The sequence below is a fragment of the Ancylobacter sp. 3268 genome, from assembly GCF_031456575.1.
Classification (GTDB): Bacteria; Pseudomonadota; Alphaproteobacteria; order Rhizobiales; family Xanthobacteraceae; genus Ancylobacter.
Genome location: NZ_JAVDUX010000009.1, coordinates 49,710 through 70,832 on the forward strand (window position 1 = coordinate 49,710; position 21,123 = coordinate 70,832).

The 21,123-nt window shown below is 68.3% G+C and carries 19 protein-coding genes; 10 read left to right on the forward strand and 9 right to left on the reverse strand.

The features are described from left to right. Positions 1-9: 9 nt before the first annotated feature. On the reverse strand, positions 10-1,059 hold the full coding sequence (locus tag J2X65_RS13990; protein WP_310201991.1) for a YeiH family protein: 1,050 nt from the start codon (positions 1,057-1,059) through the stop codon (positions 10-12). A gap of 110 nt (positions 1,060-1,169) precedes the next feature. Beyond that, positions 1,170-1,562: a RidA family protein gene (locus tag J2X65_RS13995; protein WP_310201993.1), complete on the reverse strand. Its 393-nt coding sequence runs from the start codon at positions 1,560-1,562 to the stop codon at positions 1,170-1,172. A gap of 259 nt (positions 1,563-1,821) precedes the next feature. Here J2X65_RS13995 and J2X65_RS14000 point away from each other — a divergent pair, with 259 nt between their 5' ends. From J2X65_RS14000 to J2X65_RS14045, 10 genes are all read left to right on the forward strand, one after another. Beyond that, positions 1,822-2,466 (forward strand): DsbA family protein, encoded by a 645-nt coding sequence (locus J2X65_RS14000; RefSeq protein ID WP_310201995.1) that lies wholly within the window; start codon positions 1,822-1,824, stop codon positions 2,464-2,466. Between the two features lie 13 nt (positions 2,467-2,479). After that, complete coding sequence (locus tag J2X65_RS14005) at positions 2,480-3,466, forward strand: VOC family protein (RefSeq protein WP_310201997.1); 987 nt, start codon at positions 2,480-2,482, stop codon at positions 3,464-3,466. 436 nt (positions 3,467-3,902) lie between these two features. Continuing rightward, positions 3,903-4,889 carry an ABC transporter substrate-binding protein gene (locus J2X65_RS14010; protein ID WP_310201999.1) on the forward strand — a complete coding sequence of 329 codons (987 nt, stop codon included), beginning with the start codon at positions 3,903-3,905 and terminating at the stop codon, positions 4,887-4,889. Positions 4,890-4,961: 72 nt separating this feature from the next. Next, on the forward strand, positions 4,962-5,765 hold the full coding sequence (locus tag J2X65_RS14015; protein ID WP_310202001.1) for an ABC transporter permease: 804 nt from the start codon (positions 4,962-4,964) through the stop codon (positions 5,763-5,765). Positions 5,766-5,831: 66 nt separating this feature from the next. Then, positions 5,832-6,638 (forward strand): ABC transporter ATP-binding protein, encoded by an 807-nt coding sequence (locus J2X65_RS14020; protein WP_404977718.1) that lies wholly within the window; start codon positions 5,832-5,834, stop codon positions 6,636-6,638. 15 nt (positions 6,639-6,653) lie between these two features. Beyond that, positions 6,654-7,442, forward strand: a complete 789-nt coding sequence (locus J2X65_RS14025) for a glucose 1-dehydrogenase (RefSeq protein ID WP_310202005.1) — start codon at positions 6,654-6,656, stop codon at positions 7,440-7,442. Between the two features lie 147 nt (positions 7,443-7,589). Next, positions 7,590-8,915 (forward strand): histidinol dehydrogenase, encoded by a 1,326-nt coding sequence (gene hisD / locus J2X65_RS14030; RefSeq protein ID WP_310202007.1) that lies wholly within the window; start codon positions 7,590-7,592, stop codon positions 8,913-8,915. 3 nt (positions 8,916-8,918) lie between these two features. Next, positions 8,919-9,941, forward strand: coding sequence for an alcohol dehydrogenase catalytic domain-containing protein (locus J2X65_RS14035; protein ID WP_310202009.1), 1,023 nt, complete (start codon positions 8,919-8,921; stop codon positions 9,939-9,941). Next, positions 9,938-11,224 (forward strand): hypothetical protein, encoded by a 1,287-nt coding sequence (locus tag J2X65_RS14040; protein WP_310202011.1) that lies wholly within the window; start codon positions 9,938-9,940, stop codon positions 11,222-11,224. The genes J2X65_RS14035 and J2X65_RS14040 overlap by 4 nt, the downstream gene beginning before the upstream one ends. A gap of 88 nt (positions 11,225-11,312) precedes the next feature. Further along, a complete protein-coding gene (locus J2X65_RS14045; protein WP_310202013.1) occupies positions 11,313-12,464 on the forward strand; it encodes an alpha-hydroxy acid oxidase in 1,152 nt (383 codons plus the stop codon). Positions 12,465-12,469: 5 nt separating this feature from the next. Here J2X65_RS14045 and mmsB read toward each other — a convergent pair whose 3' ends face one another. The 7 genes from mmsB to J2X65_RS14080 all read right to left on the reverse strand — a co-directional run bounded on the left by mmsB (position 12,470) and on the right by J2X65_RS14080 (position 21,090). Then, positions 12,470-13,657: a multiple monosaccharide ABC transporter permease gene (mmsB, locus tag J2X65_RS14050; RefSeq protein ID WP_310202015.1), complete on the reverse strand. Its 1,188-nt coding sequence runs from the start codon at positions 13,655-13,657 to the stop codon at positions 12,470-12,472. Continuing rightward, positions 13,654-15,204 (reverse strand): multiple monosaccharide ABC transporter ATP-binding protein, encoded by a 1,551-nt coding sequence (gene mmsA, locus J2X65_RS14055; protein ID WP_310202017.1) that lies wholly within the window; start codon positions 15,202-15,204, stop codon positions 13,654-13,656. Before mmsA ends, mmsB begins: the two co-directional genes overlap by 4 nt. Positions 15,205-15,304: 100 nt before the next feature. Continuing rightward, positions 15,305-16,369, reverse strand: a complete 1,065-nt coding sequence (chvE, locus tag J2X65_RS14060; RefSeq protein ID WP_404977712.1) for a multiple monosaccharide ABC transporter substrate-binding protein — start codon at positions 16,367-16,369, stop codon at positions 15,305-15,307. A 157-nt stretch (positions 16,370-16,526) separates the two neighbouring features. Continuing rightward, complete coding sequence (locus tag J2X65_RS14065) at positions 16,527-17,456, reverse strand: 2-dehydro-3-deoxygalactonokinase (protein ID WP_310202019.1); 930 nt, start codon at positions 17,454-17,456, stop codon at positions 16,527-16,529. Further along, complete coding sequence (locus tag J2X65_RS14070; protein ID WP_310202021.1) at positions 17,456-18,367, reverse strand: SMP-30/gluconolactonase/LRE family protein; 912 nt, start codon at positions 18,365-18,367, stop codon at positions 17,456-17,458. Before J2X65_RS14070 ends, J2X65_RS14065 begins: the two co-directional genes overlap by 1 nt. Then, entirely contained in the window at positions 18,354-20,159 is a 1,806-nt protein-coding gene (locus J2X65_RS14075; protein WP_310202023.1) for an IlvD/Edd family dehydratase, read from the reverse strand. Before J2X65_RS14075 ends, J2X65_RS14070 begins: the two co-directional genes overlap by 14 nt. Positions 20,160-20,169: 10 nt before the next feature. Then, the gene (locus tag J2X65_RS14080) at positions 20,170-21,090 is read right to left on the reverse strand and encodes a Gfo/Idh/MocA family oxidoreductase (protein ID WP_310202025.1); all 921 of its coding nucleotides are present in this window, start codon (positions 21,088-21,090) and stop codon (positions 20,170-20,172) included. Positions 21,091-21,123: the final 33 nt, after the last annotated feature.

Genomic DNA, 21,123 nt, shown 5'->3' on the forward strand with positions numbered 1-21,123 from the left:
CGCCGATGCTCATGCGGTGAGTTTCACCAGCATAAGACTGAAACCGGCGATGAAGGCAAAGGCGGCGAAGCCCAGCGCCAGGGGGCGGGTGCCCCTGGCCTTCAATTTGGCGAAGCTGGTCTCCAGCCCCATCGCCGCCAGCGCCATCGAAAGCAGGAAGTTGGTGATGACGACGATCGCCGATTTCAGCCCGGCAGGGAGGACGACCAGGCTGTTGAACCCGACCATCGCCAGGAAGCCGAGCACGAACCACGGCATCGGCGGACGGGTGCCGCCGGTCGCCCCGCCTTCCCGGCGGGCCTGACGGGTGGCGATGAGGCCGAGGGCGAGCACCACCGGCACCAGCAGCATCACCCGCGACAGCTTGGCGATGGTGCCGAACTCGCCGGCGGCGGCGCCGTCCTGATAGGCGGCGGCGACCACCTGGGCGATCTCGTGGATGGAGGCGCCGGCCCATAGGCCGTAGGCATGCGGCGAGAGGCCGAGCACCCCGACCAGCAACGGGTAGGCCAGCATGGCGATGGAGCCGAACACGGTGACGCAGGCCACGGCATAGGCGACGTCCTCATCCGGCGCGCGGGTGACGGTGTTGGTGGCGATCACCGCCGAGGCGCCGCAGATCGAGGTGCCGGCGGCGATCAGCTCGGCGAGGCCGCGCTCGACGCCGATCAGCCGGCCGAGCCAGAGGGTGAAGACGAAGGTAGCGACGAGCGTCAGCGCGATCACCGCGAGGCCGCTGCCGCCGACCTCCGCCACCTGCGCGGCGGTGAGCTGTAGGCCCAGCAGCACGATGGCCAAGCGCAGGATGCGGCGCACGGAGAACGTCACCCCGGCCCGCGCCCGCGCCGGGGTTCCGACGGCATTGTGCAGGATCATGCCGATGATGATGGCAAGGATCATCGGGCTGAGACCACCCATATAGGGCAGCTGGCGCAGACCGAAGGCGGCGCCGGCTATGGCGGCGGTGAGCGCGAGGCCCGGCCCCAGCGCCGCCGCCCTCGAAGGAAGCGGCAGGGCGGCGGGCACCAATGTCTGCGAGGCGTGCGAACGAGCGGCCATGGCCGGATCTCCCCTCTGCCGGACGGGCTCGGCATGGGTGGTTGATCGCAGCTATGGATCAATCGATCCAACGCATTGTTTGGATCGATTTGTTCGGTAAAAGCGAACGATCAGGCGCCACGATGGGCGATGAAGTCGATTTCCACCCGCGCGCCATAGGCAAGCCCGGTGACGCCGACACAGGTCCTCGCCGGCAGCCGGCCTTCCGGGAAATAGCTGCGATAGGTCTCGTTGAAGACGGCGTAGTCCTCATGAAACTCGGTAAGGAAGGCGCGGGTGCAGACGACGTGCTCGAAGCCGAGGCCGAGACCGGCGAGTACCAGGCGCAGATTCTCCATGACATTGCGCGTCTGCGCCTCGACGCCTTCCGGCAGCAGGCCCGGCGCCGCCGGGGTGTCCGGCATCTGGCCGGTGACGAAGACGAAGCCGTCGCACTCGACGGCATGGCTGAACGGCGCGACCGGCTTCGGACCGCCGGCGATCATGTGGAAGAGAGCGGACATGCAGGGGAACTCCGACTGGAAGGCACCTCGGCCCGGCCGGGACGATGGACCGGCGGGGGTCGCGCCATGCAAGCACGGGGCCGGCGCGATGTCCTTCATCGGCCACGGCGGGCAGGACACGTCACCGGCGCGCCGGGCCATTGGTTACCGCCAGGTGACTGGCCTCACGAAACTTTGTGCCGCCGAACCGGCGCTTTCGCCGCCGCTTCGGCTTTCTGCCCCGCGACGTTCCATGCCATGAGGCGGCGGGGAGGCCGGCATGACCGACAGGACAACCGTCACCTATCTGTTCGACCCGCTGTGCGGGTGGTGCTACGGCGCCGGGCCGGGGCTCGACATGCTGTCCGCCGCCCCGGCCTTTTCGCTCGAACTGGCGCCGACCGGGCTGTTCGCCGGCGCGGGCGCCCGGCCGATGGACGATGGCTTCGCCGCCTATGCCTGGGCGAACGACCAGCGCATAGAAAAGCTGACCGGACAACGCTTCACCGTCGCCTATCGCGACAGGGTGCTCGCCGACCGACAGCGCCGCTTGGATTCCGGCCCGGCGACGCTGGCGCTCACCGCCGTGCACCTGACCGCGCCGGACGGCGAACGGGACGCGCTCAAGGCGATCCAGCAGGCCCGCTATGTCGATGGACGCGATGTTACCGACGCGGCGGTGCTCGCCGCCCTGCTCGACGATGCCGGCTTTCGGGCGGCGGCCGGGCGGCTGGCGCGGCCGGACGGCGATCTCGCCGCGGCGATGCAGGCCCGCATCGACGCCGCCCGGCGGCAGATGCAGGGCTTCGGCGTCGCCGGCGTGCCGGCGCTGATCCTCGGGGAGGGCGACCGGCGCCGCCTCTTACCGGCGGCCGCCCTGTTCCAGGACCTGTCGACGCTGCTGACGACACTGACGGCCGCGTGAGGGCGCCTTCTCCATGATCACGCGACGCGGAATGCTGAAATTCGCCGGCATCGCCAGTGCCGCCGCTGCGCTCGAAGGCGCCTTGCGGATGGAAGGGGCGGTGGCCGGCGAGGCAAACGGCGCGCGCCCGCCAGCCGCCGTCGCCCTGCCCTTCGCGCTGACCACTCCCGCCCATATCGACGCCGCCGCTCTACGCGTGCGCGACCTCGCCACGGTGAGCGCCTATTACCGGCAGGTGCTGGGGCTGGACATCCTTGCCCGCACCGCCGATGGCGAGGTGCTCGGCGCCGGTGGCGTGCCGCTGCTGCACCTCATCCGCGCCCCCGCCGCGCCGGCATCCGGGCCGGGATCGGCCGGGCTGTTCCACGTCGCCTATCTCATGCCGAGCCGCGAGGACCTCGCCCGCTGGCTGGTGCATGCCACCCGCATCGACGTGCCGGTGGACGGCCTCGCCGACCACAATGTCAGCGAGGCGATCTATCTCTCCGATCCTGAGGGCAACGGCATCGAAGTGTATGCCGACCGGCCGCCCGCCAGCTGGCAGTGGCGGGACGGCCTCGTCACCATGGGGACGCAGGCGCTCGACGTCGACGCCATCGTGGCGCTGACCGACCGGTCGGTGGACAGCTATCGCACCGCACCGGCCGGGTTGCGCATCGGCCATGTGCATTTGCGGGTCGGCGACGTGGAGGCCGCCCGCGGCTTCTACCAGACCGCGCTAGGCCTCGACGCGACGCGGCCGCGGCGCCCGGACGCCGCCTTCCTCTCCTCCGGTGGCTATCACCACCATGTGGCGGTGAACAGCTGGCAGAGCCTGGGCGCACCGTTGCGCCGGCCAGGGGAACTCGGCCTCGACTGGTTTGCGATGAAGGTCGGCGATTTCCGGCTCTATGCCGGCCAGCGGGCACGGCTGGCGAGCCTCGGGAGGGTAACCGAGACCGCCAGCGGCATCGAGGCCCGCGATCCGTGGGGCACCACGGTGCGGCTGCGGCCGGCCTAGCCGCAAGACGACGACCCCGCCGGGGAAGCGGCAGCCGCCGGACGGAGCGGCTGCGCGGAATACGAGCATCCGCCGTGCCCATGGCGCGACGGGCGCGGGCGGCGGCGCGGCGAAAAAGCGAACGGACGCAGCGGCCCGCAAGGCTGCCGCCCCCTTGCGCCGCAACCCAAGAAAACGGCGCCGCCTGCCCAAAAAACAGGCGTGCCTGACATTTCGAATTTGTATAGCGTTTTTCCCGGCCTCCGATCGGTGCCGGAAGGCCGGTGCGCGGCGCTAACTGTCTGTCACAAAGGCGGTTTCGCGGTACTAAAGATAGACACTTTCCAGAGGGGCACAGCCCCATCATCACCCGCTTCGCCCGCGCAAACCGACGCGGCGAAGGCACGGTAGGACGATGCGCCGGGCCGCTCCCGGCGGCGTCGCAGGGAGTCGCAGCATGATGACCAAACTCTTCCGCCGGTGCCTCGCCGGCGCGCTCACCGGAGCGGTCCTGGCCGCCGCCGCGGCGCAGCCCGCCGCCGCCGGCAAGATCTCCATCGGCCACACCATCTGGGTCGGCTACGGCCCGCTCTACCTCGCCAAGGAGCTCGGCTTCTTCAAGGAGAACGGCGTCGACGTCGACTTCCAGGTGGTGGACGATTCCGCCCTCGCCATGGCCGCGCAGGCCGCCGGCAAGCTCGACGGCACCGCCACCACCCTCGACGAGATTCTGAAGTACCGTTCCGACAATTTCTGCTTCAAGGCGGTGGCGCTGTTCGACGAGAGCCATGGCGGCGACGGCATGGTGTCGCTGAAGGAGATCAACTCGCTCGCCGACCTCAAGGGCAAGACCGTTGCGCTCAACGAGGGCTCGACCTCGCAGTTCTGGTTCTCCTACCTGTTGAAGAAGCAGGGCATCCCGCTGAAGGACGTCGAGGTGCTCAACATGAGCGCCGACGCCGCCGCCGCCGCCTTCATCGCCGGCCAGGTGCCGGTCGCGGTGACCTGGGAGCCGAACCTCACCCTGGTGAAGACCAAGAACGCCGGCAAGGTGCTGACCGACAGCGCCGCCACGCCGGGCGTGATCGTCGACGTGCTGGAAATCTCCTGCTCGGTGCTGAAGGACCGGCCGGCCGACGTGAAGGGCTTCGTCGCCGGCCTGCAGAAGGCGGTCGACTACATCAAGACCAACCCCGACAAGGCCTATGCGATCATGGCCAAGGGCGTGGGCGGCTACCTGAAGGAGCCGAAGGACTTCGCCGACGCCGCCTCGGGCGTGAAGTTCTACGACAAGGCGATGACCATCGAATATCTCGGCACCCCCGACAAGCCCGGCAAGGTGACCGAGGTGATCGCGCTCGGCAACGAGATCTGGACCGACCTCGGCAAGATCAAGAAGCCGATCGAGTACAAGGACATCATCGACGCCAGCTTCACCCAGTGAACGGCTCGCTGTGATCCCCTGCGGGACGCGGTGCGCCGCGTCCCGTCCCTGCCCCGAGACCGGTGACACCGCATGGCCCGCAAGCGTTCCATCGTCGACCTCTGCCTGACGCCGAAAGCCGAGATTCCGACCGGCCTGCGCTTTGCGGTGTCGACGCTGATGTGGCTGCTGGTCATCGGCACCTGGTCGCTCGCCACCTATGGCGGCTTCATGCAGGAGATCTTCCTGCCCTCGCCGACCGCCGTGGTCGCCGCCTTCTTCCGGCTGTTCGAGGACGGCACGCTCGGCCAGCACATCTGGGCCAGCGTGCAGGTGGTGGTGATCGGCTTCGTGATCTCCTCGGTCATCGCTGTGCCGCTCGGCCTGCTGATGGGCACGTTCCGCGTGGTGCAGGCGGGCCTCGAGCCGCTGGTCAACTTCATCCGCTACCTGCCGGTGACCTCCTTCGTGCCGCTGTTCATCCTGTGGATCGGCATCGGCATCGAGCAGCGGATCATGGTGATCTTCTTCGGCACCTTCTTTCAGCAGTTGGTGATGATCGCCGACGTCTCGCGCGGGGTGCAGAAGGACCTGCTCAACGCCTCCTACACGCTCGGCGCCACCCGGCGGGACGCGGTGCTGCACGTGCTGGCGCCGGCCGCCATGCCCGGCGTGCTCGACACGCTGCGCGTCACCATGGGCTGGGCCTGGACCTACCTCGTGGTGGCGGAACTGGTCGCCGCCTCCTCGGGCCTCGGCTACATCTCGATGAAGGCGATGCGCGGCTTCCAGGTCGACGTGATCTTCCTCGCCATCGCGGTGATCGGCCTGCTGGGCCTGCTTACCGACCTCGTGTTCCGGCTGCTGCGCATGCGGCTGGTGGCGTGGGCGAATTGAGACCGCCGATCGAGGCGGGGCGAATTGAAGGAGCCGAACATGACTGCCGTGACAGCGCTGCGCGGGATGCCTACCGCCGCCTCGGCCGCGACGGCAGCCCCGCGGCTGCGCATCGAGGATGTGCGGCTCGAATATACCACGCGGCAGGGCAAGACCGTCCTCGCCATCGACGACATCTCGATCGACGTGCCCGACAACCAGTTCGCGGTGATCGTCGGCCCGTCCGGCTGCGGCAAGTCGAGCCTGCTCTACCTCGTCGCCGGCCTCAACGAGCCGACCTCCGGCCGCATCCTGCTCGGCAACGAGGAAGTCGACGGGCCGGGCACCGATCGCGGCATGGTGTTCCAGAGCTACACGCTGTTCCCCTGGCTCACCGTGCGGGAGAATGTCGAATTCGGGCTCAAGCGCCGGAAGGTGCCTCCGGCCGAGCGCGACGAGATCGTCAACCGCTACCTCAACGAGACCGGCCTCGCCGCCTTCCACGACGCCTATCCCAAGCAGCTCTCCGGCGGCATGATGCAGCGCGTCGCCATCGCCCGCGCGCTCGCCAACGACCCGAAGATCCTCTTGATGGACGAGCCCTTCGGCGCGCTGGACAGCCAGACGCGCAACTCGATGCAGAAGCTGCTGCTCAGGGTGTGGGAGCAGCACAAGAAGACGGTGCTGTTCGTCACCCACGACATCGACGAGGCGATCCTGCTCGGCGACCGCATCTATGTGATGACCGCCCGCCCCGGCCGCCTCAAGGAAGAGGTGGTGGTCGACATACCGCGCCCGCGCTCGCTGGACATGGTGATGGACCCGGCGTTCATCGCGGTGAAGCGCAAGATCCTCGAACTGCTGAAGAACGAGATCAAGGACGACGAGCATTAGGCTCGGGACGGCACGATGACCTGGCTTTCGCTCTTCGACCTGACCGGCCGCAAGGCGCTGGTGACCGGCGCCAGCCGCGGCATCGGCCGCATGCTCGCGGTGGCGCTCGCCTCCGCCGGCGCCGATATCGCCATCTCCGCCCGCAGCCGCTCCTCGCTTGCCGGGACCGCTGCCGAAATCGAGGCGACCGGCCGGCGCGCGGTGGCTCTCGATCTCGACGTGACCGATGCCGCACGCTGCCGTTCCGGCGTCGCGGAGGCCGCCGCGGCATTGGGCGGGCTCGACATTCTCGTCAACAATGCCGGTATCGAGCAGGTCTGCCCCTCGCTCGACGTCGAGGAAGAGCTCTGGGACCGCATTCTCGATACCAACCTCAAGGGCGCGTTCTTCTGCGCACAGGGGGCGGCGAAGGCGATGAAGGCGGCCGGGCCGGATGGGCGCCCACATGGCGGCGCCATCATCAATCTGTGCTCGCTGACCTCCGAGGTGGGCGTGCCGACCGCGGTGCCCTATGGCTCGTCGAAATCCGGCCTGCTCGGCATGACGCGGGCGCTGGCGGCGGAATGGGCGCCGTTCGGCATCCGCGTCAACGCCATCGCGCCCGGCTATTTCCGCACCGACATGACCGACGTGTTCTATGCCGACGAGGACTGGCAGGCGAAGATGCTCGGCAAGATCCCGCAGGGGCGCTTCGGCGAACTGGGCGATCTCGCCGGGGCGGCGATCTTCCTCGCATCAAAGGCCTCCGCCTATGTCACCGGCCAGTGCCTGCCGGTGGATGGCGGCTATCTCGCCTCGATCTGAGACCGCCCGGCGGGACCGCGCCGCGATGAGATCGCTCAGGAAACGGGCAGCGGCGCGGAAAGTTTGACCTCACGCAACCCTGAATATGGCTATACATATTCCATCCGAGCTGAGGCGCCGTTCGGGCACCACGTCGAAGGTTTGATCATGTCGGACATCTGCAATTTCCACGAACTCGCCACTCTCGACGCGGAAGCCCGCGCGGCGCTGCTGAAGCGCTCGGAGACCGACCTTTCCGGTTTCATCGACAAGGTGCGTCCGATCGTCGAGGCGGTGCGGACCGAGGGCGACGCGGCGCTGGCCCGCTTCGGCCGCGATTTCGACAAGGCGGAGCTGACCGCCGACCGCATCAAGGTGACCGAAGTGGAATTCGACGCTGCCTTCAAGGCGGTGGAGCCGGAGGTCATCGAATCCATCCGCTTCGGGATCTCCAACATACGCACCTTCCACGAGGAGCAGGCGCCGGAGCCGATGTGGCTGAAGGAAGTGCGCCCCGGCGCCTTCGCCGGCGACCGCTGGACGCCGATCCAGTCCGTCGCGCTCTATGTGCCGCGCGGCAAGGGTGCCTTCCCCTCGGTGACGATGATGACGGCGGTGCCGGCCAGCGTCGCCAAGGTGCCGAACATCGCGATCGTGACGCCGCCGACCGCCGACGGCGGCGTCGATGCGGCGACGCTGGTGGCCGCAAGGCTCGCTGGCGTCGAGACGGTTTACAAATGCGGCGGCGCGCAGGCGGTGGCGGCGGTCGCCTATGGTACGCAGACGGTGGGCAAGGCGCTCAAGATCGTCGGGCCGGGCTCGCCCTGGCTGGTGGCCGCCAAGCGGCTGCTGTCCGGCCTCATCGATACCGGCCTGCCGGCCGGCCCCTCCGAGGCGCTCATCTTCGCCGACGGCACGGTGAACGGCGCGGTGGCGGCGCTCGACCTCTTGATCGAGGCCGAGCACGGGCCGGATTCGTCGGCCTATCTGGTGACGCATTCGCGCGACGTGGCGGAGCAGGCGCTGGCCGCGCTGCCCGAGCACTGGGCGCGGATGACCGAACAGCGCGTCGGCTTTTCGAAAGCGGTGCTCACCGGCAAGAGCGGCGGCATCGTGCTGACCTCCTCGCTGCAGGAGAGCATCGACTTCGTCAACGCCTATGCGCCGGAGCATCTGGAGATCCTCTCCACCGACCCGTTCGCGCATCTCGGCCGCATCACCGAGGCGGCGGAAGTGCTGATGGGGCCGCACACGCCGGTGACCATCGCCAATTTCACCCTCGGGCCGAACGCCGTACTGCCGACCAGCCGCTGGGCGCGCACCTATGGGCCGCTGTCGGTGACGGATTTCCTCAAGCGGTCCTCCATCGGCTACGTCACCGCCTCGGCCTATCCCGAATTCGCCGGCCACGCCCGCCGGCTGGCGCGCTATGAGGGCTTCTCCAGCCATGAGAACGCCGTGTCGGAGATCCGCGACCAGTTGCTGAAGGGCTGAGCCATGAAGGCGGTACGGCTGCATGGCGCCGGCGACCTGCGGGTGGAGGAGGTGCCGGCCCCCGGCTCGCCCGAACCAGGCTGGGTGCGGCTGAAGGTGACGGCGGCCGGCATTTGCGGCTCCGACTTGCATAATTTCCGCACCGGGCAATGGATCAGCCGCGCGCCCTCCACCGCCGGACATGAGCTGACCGGGGTGGTGGCGGAGCTCGGCGAGGGCGTGGCCGGCTTCGGGATCGGCGATGCGGTGGTGGCGGATTCGCGCTTCTGGTGCGGCGACTGCGCCGCCTGCCGGGATGGGCGACATCATCTGTGCGAGAGGCTCGGCTTCGTCGGCGAGGCCTGCGACGGCGGCTTCGCGGAGGAGGTCGTGCTGCCGGCGCGCCTGCTGCTGGCGGTGGCGCCGGAGGTCGATCCAGCGGTGGCGGCGATGGCCGAGCCGCTGGCGGTCGCCCTGCATGCGGTGAAACGGCTGGCGCCGAGGCCCGGCGAGCCGGTGCTGGTGCTCGGCTGCGGGCCGATCGGCGGTCTGGCGGCGCTGCTGCTGGCGCGCGATCGCACGGGGCCGCTGTTGGTGGCCGACCGCAACGCCACCCGCGCCGAGCTGGTCGCGACCGTGACCGGCGGCACGGCGGTGGCGCTCGACGCCGGCGAGATCCGCAACGTGCTCGGCGGCGCGCTGCCGAGGGCCGCCATCGAGGCCACCGGCTCGACGGCGGCGCTTGGCCATCTCGTCGGTGCGCTGGAGGGCGGCGGACGGGTGGCGCTGGTCGGCATCTTCCATGGCCGGCTCGATATCGATCCGAACCTGCTGGTCGAGCGCGAACTCACCATGATCGGCTGCCACGCCTTCGCCGACGAGCTGCCGGGGGCGGTGGCGCGGCTTCCGGAGCTCGCGCCCGATCTCCTCCGGCTCGTCGACCGGCAGATCGACCTCGACGCGGTGCCGGACGCCTATCAGCGGCTGATGGCCGGCGAGGCCGCCGGGCTCAAGACCATCATCCGTCCAGATGGGGTGCCGAGATGAGCCGCACCGCCGAACTGCGGGCGCTGGCCGCGCGCGATCCCAAGGCGGCGGAGGCGCCGCTCGCCCGCCTGCTCGCCGACCTGTTCGGGCTCAAGGCGCGCGAGGTGCGCATCAATCTCGACCAGTACAGCCTCAATTCGCTCAACGGCTTCTTCGCGACCGACGACGGCGCCTTCTTCTTCAAGTTCCACCAGGAGGAGGGCGAGGAGGCGATGACCGGCGAATACTATCGCGCCGACATCCTCGCCCGCGCCGGCCTGCCGGTGGACCAGCCGGTGCATGTGTCGACGCAGCCGGGCGAGCAGATACTCGTCTACCGCCGCCGCGACGAACCACGCTTCTCCGACGTGCTGCGCGCGCTCGACCTCGCCGACGATGCGGCAGAGCGGGCGGTGGCGCTGGAGGCGGAGCGCGGGCTGTCGCAGCATCTCGCCGCGACCTATCTCGCCACCCTGCACCCGATCACGCCCGAGCAGGCCGTGGCCGAGCCGATCCACCGGCTATTCCACGAGCGGCTGATCGACCGAACGACAGCCGGACTGCGCTATCCCGGCGGGCGGCTTGCCGAGTTCTATGTCGGCAAGCGCTTCGCCTTTCCCGGTGTCGAGCTGGAATGGGACGAGCTGGCGGCGCGGCGCTTCACCATCAACGGCATCACCCATGCCCGTCCGCTCGGCGACCTGTTTGACGCCGCCGAAGCGCGGCTGCGGCCGGAGCGGCTTGCCGATGCCGGCGGAGTAGTGGCGCATGGCGACGCGCACAATGCCAATGTGTGGTTCGCGCGCGAAGGCGGGACGGCGCGGCTCTCCTTCTTCGACCCGGCCTTTGCCGGCGCGAAGGTGCCGGCGCTGCTCGCCGAGGTGAAGGCGACCTTCCACAATGTCTTCGCGCATCCGTTCTGGCTCTACGACCCGGCGCTGGCCAGCGAGCGATTTTCCGCCACTGCCCGGCTGGGCGCAGGAGAGCTGATCGTCGAGACCGACTGGGCGCTGTCGCCGGTGCGGCTCGGCCTCCTGGAGGTCAAGGCACGGGAGGTGTGGCGGCCGCTGCTCGCCGGGCTGAAGGCGCGCGGCATGCTCCCGGCCGACTGGCGCGAGGTGATCCGGCTTGGCCTGTTCCTCTGCCCGACGCTGGTGATGAATTTGCGCGCCGGCGCCCGCTCGCACACGCCGGTCTCCTCGCTGATCGGGCTGTCGGTGGCGGTGATGGCCGGCTCGGAACCCGTGAGCGGCGAGGACGTGGTCACGCGCTTCCTCGACGCCATCGCCCCCGGGGGCGGCTGAACCGCCGGCTCCGCCCTTGGTCCATCGCGACAGACCGGGCGCCGGCGGCCTATAGGAACGCGCAGCAGGGATCGCCGGAGTGCAGCCAATGACCATCGTCAATGTCGAGGATGCCCGCGCGGCGGCCAAGCGCCGGATGCCGAAGATCTTCTTCGACTATGTCGAGGGCGGCTCCTTCAACGAGGACACGCTGCGGGCCAACCGCGCCGATTTCCAGCGCTGGACACTGGTGCAGCGGGTGCTGAACGACATCTCCGTGCGCGATCTTTCGACCGATTTCCTCGGCACCCGGCATCCCCTGCCCTTCATGCCCGGCCCGGTCGGCTTTCTCGGCCTCTATGCCGGTCGTGGCGAGGTCGCCGCGGCGAAGGCGGCGCATGCGGCGGGGGTGCCGCTGTGCCTCTCCACCTTTTCCATCGCCTCGCTCGGCGAGTTGCGCGCCGCCACCTCCGGACCGCTGCATTTCCAGCTCTATGTGATGAGCGACCGCGCCATGGGCGAGGAGCTGCTCGCCCAGGCCGAGGCGGCGGGCGTCGACACGCTCTATCTCACCGTCGACACCGCCATCACCGGCATACGCGAGCGCGACGTGAGGAACGGCTTCCGGGCGTTGACGCGGATCACACCGGCGCTGGGGCTGCGGCTGGCGATGCGACCGGCCTGGTGCCTCGACATGCTCGGCGCCGGACTGCCGGAGGTCGGCGCCGTGAAGCATCGGCCGGACTTCGGCAAGGGCGTGCTCGAGCAGGCCGGCAACCTGTCGCGCCGCATCGACACGCGGCTGTCCTGGAAGGATGTCGACTGGCTGCGCGGGCGCTGGAAGGGACGGCTGGTGCTGAAGGGCATCCTCGCACCGGAAGACGCGCTCGCCGCCCGCGCGGCGGGAGCGGACGCCATCGTGGTCTCCAATCATGGCGGGCGGCAGCTCGACGGCGCCTCCTCCACCATTGCGGCGCTGCCGGCCATCGCCGAAGCGCTGGAGGGCTCCATGGACGTGCTGTTCGACGGCGGGGTGCGGCGCGGCGCCGACATCGTCAAGGCGCTGGCGCTCGGCGCCTCAGGGGTGCTGCTGGGGCGGGCCTATGTCTATGGGCTCGGCGCGGCGGGGCAAGCGGGGGTCACGCGCGTGCTCGCCCATCTCGCGGAAGAGGTGAGCCTGACGCTCGCCCTGATGGGGCTCACCTCGGTGGACGAATTGAAGCGGCGCGGGCGCGCGGCGCTGACACCCCGCGCCCCATAGTCGCCTCACGCCCGCTTCTGGTTGTAGACGTCGAGGCAGACGGCGCCGAGCAGCACGAGGCCCTTGATCACCTGCTGGTAATCGATGCCGATGCCGAGGATCGACATGCCGTTGTTCATCACCCCCATGATCAGCGCGCCGATCACCGCCCCGCCGACCCGGCCGACGCCGCCATAGGCCGAGGCACCGCCGATGAAGCAGGCGGCGATGACATCGAGCTCGAAGCCGAGGCCGGCCTTCGGCGTCGCGGTGTTGAGCCGGGCGGCGAAGATCAGGCCGGCCAAGGCGGCGAGCACGCCCATATTGACGAAGGTGAGGAAGGTGAGCCGCTCGGTCTTGATGCCGGAGAGCTTGGCCGCCTTTTCGTTGCCGCCCACCGCATAGATCTGCCGGCCGATCACCGTGCGGGTGGTCATGAAGGCATAGAGCGCCACCAGCACCGCCATGATCACCAGCACATTGGGCAGGCCGCGATGCGAGGCGATCAGATAGGCGAAATAGACGATCACCGCGAAGAACACCGCGTTCTTGCCGAGGAAGAAGCCATAGGGCTCGGTCTCGATCCCGTGGCTCTCCTGCCGGGCGCGGCTGCGGACATTCTGCCAGACCAGACCCAGCGCGAGCAGCGCGCCGATGGCGAGCGAGGTGGGGTAGAGCGTGCCGGCATCGGGAAGCAGTTCCGGGATGAAGCCGGAGGACAGCTTCTGGAAATCCGGCGGGAACGGCCCGACCGACTGGCCGGCGAGGATGGCGAGCGCCAGCCCCTTGAACACCAGCATGCCCGCCAGCGTGACGATGAAGGACGGGATCTTGAAATAGGCCACCCAATAGCCCTGCGCGGCGCCAATGGCACCGCCCAGTACCAGGCAGAGCAGGGTGGCGGGCACCCATGGCACGCCCAGCTTGACGATGAGCACCGCCGCCACCGCGCCGACGAACCCGGCCACCGAACCGACCGACAGGTCGATATGACCGGTGACGATCACCAGCAGCATGCCCAGCGCCATGATGACGATGTAGCTGTTCTGCAGCACGAGATTGGTGAGGTTCAGCGGCCGCAGCAGCGTGCCGTTGGTGACTACCTCGAAGAAGATCATGATAGCGAACAGCGAGAGCATCATCCCGTATTCGCGCAGGTTGTTCTTGAGGAAGCCGGCGTGGTGCGGCTTTTCCTTCAGCGCGGCGTCGCTCATGAACGGTCTCCTTCGCGCGCGAGGGCGGCGTGACGCATAATGGCGCGCATGATTTTTTCCTGTGTCGCTTCCGCGCCGGGGAACTCGCCGACGAAGGTGCCCTCGTTCATCACGCAGATCCGGTCGCAGATGCCGATCAGCTCCGGCATCTCCGATGAGATGACGATCACGCCTTTGCCGGCGTCGGCCAGCTCGTTGATGATGCAATAGATTTCATATTTGGCGCCGACATCGATTCCCCGCGTCGGCTCGTCGAGGATCAGCACCTTGGGGTCGGTGAACAGCCATTTCGACAGCACGACCTTCTGCTGGTTGCCGCCGGAGAGCTTGCCGGCCTCCTGATAGACGCTGTGGCTGCGGATGCGCATGCGGCCGCGATAATCGGCAGCGACGCGCAGCTCCTGCACGTCGTCGATCACATTCGACGAGGCGACGGCGGCAAGATTCGCCAAGGTGATGTTCTTGCGGATGTCATCGGCCAGCAGCAGGCCGAGCTGCTTGCGGTCCTCGGTGACATAGGCGAGGCCGGCATCCACGGCGCGCCGCACGGTGGAGAGATCGACGGGCCGACCTTCCATCTCGGCATGGCCGGAAATCTTCTGGCCGTAGGAGCGGCCGAAGATGCTCATGGCGAACTCGGTGCGCCCGGCGCCCATCAGCCCGGCAATGCCGACGATCTCGCCGCGCCTCACTTCGAAATCCACATTGCGGATCATCTGCCGGTCGGCATGCTGCGGGTGGAACACCGACCAGTCGCGCACCTTGAAGATGGGCTCGCCGATCCGAGGGTCGCGCTTGGGGTAGCGGTGCTCGAGGTCGCGATCGACCATGGAGCGGATGATGCGGTCCTCCTCCACCGCGCCGGCGGAGCAGTCCATGGTGTCGACGGTGCGGCCGTCGCGCAGCACGGTGATGCGGTCGGCGACGCGGGAGACCTCGTTCAGCTTGTGCGAGATGAGGATGGAGGCGATGCCCTGCGCCTTGAACTCCAGCAGGAGGTCGAGCAGCGCGGCGCTGTCCTTCTCCGACAGGCTGGCGGTCGGCTCGTCAAGGATGAGCAGGCGCACCTTCTTCGACAGCGCCTTGGCGATCTCCACCAGTTGCTGCTTGCCGACCCCGATATTGGTCACCAGCGTGTCGGGAGCCTCGTCCAGTCCGACCTTCGCCAGCAATTCCTTCGCCCGGCGATGCACGGCGCCGCGGTCGATGACGCCGAAGCGGGACGGCGGATCGGTGAGGAAGATGTTCTCGGCGATCGACATCAGCGGGATCAGGGCGAGTTCCTGATGGATGATGATGATGCCGAGCGCCTCGGAATCGTTGATGTCGCGGAAGCGGCGCTCCTCGCCGTCGAACAGGATGGCGCCCTCATAGGAGCCGTGCGGGTGCACCCCGCTCAGCACCTTCATCAGGGTCGACTTGCCGGCGCCGTTCTCGCCGACGAGCGCATGGATCTCGCCGGGCTCCACCGTGAGATCGACACCGCTCAGCGCCCTCACCCCGGTGAAGTGCTTGCTGATGTCGCGCATTTCCAGAAGGGCATACATGAGCGCATTTGCTCCGAAGAAGCGTCCTGCGCCGGCGGGGGTCAAACCGCCCGCCGGCGCAGGATCTGACTTGGTTGAACCCGACTTGGTTGAACCGGCTTCAGTTGATCTGGTTCTGCTTGTAGTAGCCCGAGCCGACCAGCACCGGCTCCCAGTTGCTCTTGTCGACGACGACCGGCTTCAGCAGGTAGGACGGCACGACCTTGACGCCGTTATTGTAGGTCTTGGTATCGTTCACCGTGACCTGCTTGCCGGAGAGCGACGCATCGACCATGTCGGCGGTCACCTTGGCGAGTTCGCGGGTGTCCTTGAAGATGGTCGAATACTGCTCGCCGGCCAGCATCGATTTCACCGACGGCACCTCGGCGTCCTGCCCGGTGACCACCGGCATCTTCATGTTGCCCGAGCCGTAGCCGACGCCCTTCACCGAGGACAGGATGCCGATCGACAGCCCGTCATAGGGCGACAGCACGCCATCGAGCTTCTTGTCCGAGTAGTAGGCGCTCAGCAGGTTGTCCATGCGGGCCTGGGCGGTGGCGCCGTCCCAGCGCAGCGTCGACACCTTGTCCATGCCCATCTGGCCGGACGCCACCTTCAGCGTGCCGTTGTCGATCAGCGGCTTCAGCACCGACATGGCACCATCATAGAAGAAATAGGCATTGTTGTCGTCCGGCGAGCCACCGAACAGCTCGATGTTGAACGGCCCCTTGTTCTCGGGATAGCCGAGACCCTTCAAGAGCGACTGCGCCTGCAGCACGCCGACCTGGAAATTGTCGAAGGTGGCGTAATAGTCGACATTCGGCGTCTCGCGGATCAGCCGGTCATAGGCGATGACCTTGATGCCCTTGTCGGCGGCCTGTTTCAGCACATCGGACAAGGTGGTGCCGTCGATGGAGGCGATCACCAGCACCTTGGCGCCCTTGGTCACCATGTTCTCGATCTGCGAGAGCTGGTTGGGAATGTCGTCCTCGGCATATTGCAGATCGGTATTGTAGCCGCGCTCCTTGAGCACCTTCACCATGTTGTCGCCGTCGGCGATCCAGCGGGCGGAGGACTTGGTGGGCATGGCGATGCCGACGGTGGCCTTCTCCTGGGCGGAGGCAGGACCGGCGAACATCATCGCGCCGAGCGCGAGGGCGGAAAGCGTGGGCAGCAGGCTTTTCATCGTCTCTCTCCCAGTGGGTTGGATGGCCGCGTTTCGCGTACCGTGTTCTTGGCGGCGCATGAGACAGAGGGTCCCTGGCCGCGCGTGACGTCCGCCGCGCCTCACCACGAGGCGCGCAAGCTGTCTCCCGTTCGAGCCGGAACCCCGACTGCGCCGCTCATCGCCGCGTCTCCACAGCCGCGAAGGCGAGGCGCGCCGCTTCGTGCAGCCCGCCGCGCACGCAGGTCTCGGCGTCGCACAGGCCGATGCCGGCCACCCCGGCCATGGTGAAGGCACGGCGATAAAGCTCGGCAATGGGCCCCGAAGCGACGAGAACCGCGCCGTCGAGCGCGCCCATGCGCGCATAGGCGCCGGTAATCTCCAGCCCGATCAGCAGGCCCGACAGCCGCGCCAGCGTAGCGTCGGCCGGCTCATCGGCCAGCAGCCATCCGGCACGCAATTCGAACAGGCGGTTGCCGATCGCCGCCGGCGCCTCCAGCGCATCGGCAACGCCGCCGGCAAAGGCCGGCGAACCGGCATCGACCGCCGCCGCGCCCTCCGCCGCCGGCGCCACCACCGAGGCGGTGCGGAGCAGCTGGAACAGTTCGCCGGTCATGAAGGTGGCGAAGCCGGCCACGGCGCCGGCCTCCATCCGCACCCATTTGGAGTGGGTGCCGGGCAGGCAGGCGAGGCCGTCATATCCATCGCTGGCCAGCGCCAGCAGCTGGGTTTCCTCGCCGCGTATCACGTCGGGATGCTCGCCATCGCGCTGGGCGATGCCGGGCAGGATGCGCACGAGGCGGCGGGCGGCGGGCACCTCGGTGGCAAGTGCGGCGAGGCGGTCGAGCCGCACCGGCGCGTCGACATAGGCCGCCTCCTTCCAGCCGGCCCGCGAGCCGACCATGCCGCACATCATCACCGGCACGCCTTCCGGCACGCCGAGTGCGGCGAGGTGCGATTCCAGCACCGCCTCGAAGCCCGCGGCGGCGGAGGCTTTCAACCCCTGGTCGCTGCGGCGCTCGGCGAGCACGCCGCCTTCGGCATCCAGCGCCCACAGGCGGAAGCTCGACGTGCCCCAATCGACGACGACATGGGAGAGGCGGAGCATCACAATCCTCCCAGCCGCACGCGCGGCTCGGCGCGCCCGCATGCGCCGATGTCGACGAGGAAGGTCTGGCCGTGGGCGGCATCGGCGGTGCGCGCCGCCGCGTCCATCCCCTCATAGGCGGAGGTGACGAGCAGCCTGTCGAAATCCCGGCCGACGAAGACCGGGCAGCTCGACTGCAATGCCGGCACATCGACGCTGCGGAGGAGTTCGCCCGCCGGCGAATAGGCATTGAGCCGCGCCCCGCCCCAGATGGCGCACCAGATGCGGCCTTCGGCATCGGTCACCGCGCCGTCGAGCCCCCCGGCCGCCGAGTGGTGGTGCAACGCCTGCGGCTCGCCCTCGGGCAAGCCGGTCAGCGGGTCGAGCTCGACGCGGCAGAGCGTGTTCTCCCGGGTATCGGCGAAGTAGCCGGTTGAACCATCCGGCGAGAAGCAGATGGCATTGGGGATGGAGATGCCGGAGAACAGCCGCAGCAGCGCACCGGCGCGGAAGGCATAGATGGCGCCGGCGCCCGGCTCGGCGCGCCTGCCCATGGTCGAGACCCAGAAGGTGCCGGACGGATGCACCCGCCCGTCATTCGAGCGGGTCGCCGGGTTGTCGGCCTCGATATCCATCACCTCGGTCAGTTGGCCGCCGGCAATGTCGCGCAGCATCAGCCCGTGTTCCGTGGAAAGCAACTGCCGGCGGTCGTCGACGACCGCGAGTGCACTGGCCATCACCGGCAGCTCGTGCCGCCGATGTCCGCCACCGGACGGGCTCTGCTGGTAAAGCCGTTTCTCGACGATATCGAACCACCACGCCATGTCGCTGGCGGCGTCATAGGTTGGCCCTTCGCCGAGATGGCAGCGTTCGGCGCAGAACAAGGTCGCGGCGGCCAATGCCGGAGCCAGAGGCGCGCTAGTGGTTGTCACGCGGCATCCCCATGGTCTGGGCGATGCGCTGGTAGCGCACCGCCGGCTCCAGCACCGCGCCGGTCTCCAGCTGGCCGACGAAGCTGCGCTGGATCTCCTGCCAGGGCGTCTGGTGCGCCGGATAGTGATAGCCGCCATTAGCCGCCAGCTCCTGCCGGCGCTTTTCCAGTTCCTCGTCCGGAATCAGCATGTTGGCGCTGTTGCGCTTCAAATCGATGCGCACCCGGTCGCCGGTGCGCAACAAAGCCAGGCCACCGCCGACCGCCGCTTCCGGCGAGGCGTTGAGGATCGAGGGCGAGCCGGAAGTGCCAGACTGGCGGCCGTCGCCGATGCAGGGCAGGGCGTGGATGCCCGCCTTGATCAGATAATCCGGCGCCCGCATGTTCACCACCTCGGCCGCGCCGGGATAGCCGACCGGGCCGGCGCCGCGCATGAACAGGACGGTGGTCTCGTCGATGGCGAGCGCGGGGTCGTCGATGCGGGCGTGGTAGTCCTCCGGCCCGTCGAACACCACGGCGCGGCCCTCGAAGGCTTCCGGATCGTTCGGATTGGAGAGGTAGCGGTCGCGAAACTCCGACGAGATCACGCTGGTCTTCATGATCGCCGAGGAGAACAGATTGCCGCGCAGCACCCGGAAGCCGGCCTTCTCCTTGAGCGGCCTGGCATAGGGACGGATGACGTTCTCGTCCTCGATGTTCGCCGCGCGGCAGTTCTCGCCAAGGGTCCGGCCATTGACGGTGATCGCCTCTCCCGCGATAAGGCCTTGGTCCATAAGCTGTTTCACCACCGCCGGCACGCCGCCGGCATGGTAATAGTCCTCGCCGAGATACTCGCCGGCCGGCTGGAGGTTGACCAGGAGCGGCACCTCCTCGCCATAGGTCTGCCAGTCGTCGATCGACAGCTCCACCCCGACATGGCGGGCCAGCGCGTTGAGGTGGATCGGCGCGTTGGTGGAGCCGCCGATGGCGGAATTGACGCGGATGGCGTTGAGGAAGGCGTCGCGCGTGAGGATGTCGGAGGGCTTCAAATCCTCATGCACCATCTCGACGATGCGCAGGCCGGTACGGTAGGCGACCTCCTGCCGGTCGCGATAGGGCGCGGGAATGGCGGCCGAGCCCGGAAGCTGCATGCCCAGCGCCTCGGCAAGCGAGTTCATTGTCGTCGCCGTGCCCATGGTGTTGCAGTAACCCGTTGACGGTGCTGAGGACGCCACGAGCTTGACGAAGCCGGCGTAGTCGATCTCGCCGGCCGCCAAGAGCTCGCGCGCCTTCCAGACGATGGTGCCCGAGCCGGTGCGCTGGCCCTTGTACCAGCCGTTCAGCATCGGCCCGACCGATAGCGCAATGGCGGGAATGTTCACCGTCGCCGCCGCCATCAGCAGCGCCGGGGTGGTCTTGTCGCAGCCGATGGTGAGCACTACGCCGTCGAGTGGGTAGCCGTAGAGCACCTCCACCAGCCCGAGATAGGCGAGGTTGCGGTCGAGGCCCGCGGTGGGGCGCTTGCCGGTCTCCTGAATCGGGTGGACGGGGAACTCGATGGCGATGCCGCCGGCCTCGCGAATGCCCTCGCGCGTGCGCTTGGCAAGCTCGATATGGTGGCGATTGCAAGGGGATAGGTCGGATCCGGTCTGGGCGATGCCGATGATCGGGCGACCGCTTTGCAGTTCTTCCTGCGACAGGCCGAAATTGAGGTAGCGCTCAAGATAGAGCGCGGTCATGTCGATGTTGTGCGGGTTGTCGAACCAGGCGCGGGAGCGAAGCTGGCGGTCGGATTTGGGGGCTTTGCCGTGCATGATGCTCTCCTCAGCCTTCGAACGGTGCGACCACGATACGCCGACCAAGCAGGAATGCATCGGCAACGTGCTGTAGCGGCGCCAGGTCGACATCCGAGGCGCCGCGCGCGACCAGATCGACGAAGTGCTTGTAGATGCCGGGATATTCGGCTTCCGGCTCCTCGATCAGCGCCTTGCCGTCAAGGAAAAGCTTGGCGCCGCCAAGCGACAGGGTGAGGCGGCCGGCGTCGGTCTCCACATGAATGTCCCAGGTCTGCGGCCCGGTTTGCAGGAAATCGAGCTCGGCACGGATCGGCACCCCGGCGCTATCGGCGAAATCGAGCGCCGCCTCGATGGGAGCGTCGCGGTTTTCCGGGAAGCCGAGCGTGGCCCTCGTCAGGAAGAAGGGGGCTGGCAGTATATGGGTGAGGATCGATAAGGCATTGATTCCAGGATCGAAAACCCCGAGGCCGCCCGGCTCGAAGATCCAGTCCTGGCCGGGATGCCAGACGCGGACATCCTCCTTCCACTCCACGCTCACCGCGCGGGGCGCGTGCTCGGCGAGGAAGGCGCGCGCGGGCGCCACCGCCGGGGCGAAACGGGAGTGCCAGGTGGCGAACAGCGTCCGGCCGGAGGCCCGCGCGGCGGCGATGAGCGGGGCGAGCTCGCTCACCGTGGCACCGGGCGGCTTCTCCAAAAGCACGTGTTTTCCGTGACTTAGTGCCAGCGCGGCCTGTTGGCGGCGCACCTGCGGCGGGGTGCAGAGCGCCACCGCGTCGACCGCCACGTCGCTCGCCAGCAATTCGTCGAGGCTGGCGAAATGGGGGATGCCGTCGAGGGTAGCGTTACGGCTGGCGATGGCGACCAGCTCGATTCCGCCGGTCTTTTCGATGGCGGGGAGGTGCTGGTCGCGGGCGATCTTGCCGAGGCCGACAATGGCGAGACGGATCATGACCGGACGTCCCGTTTCGAGTGCAGTGAGGTG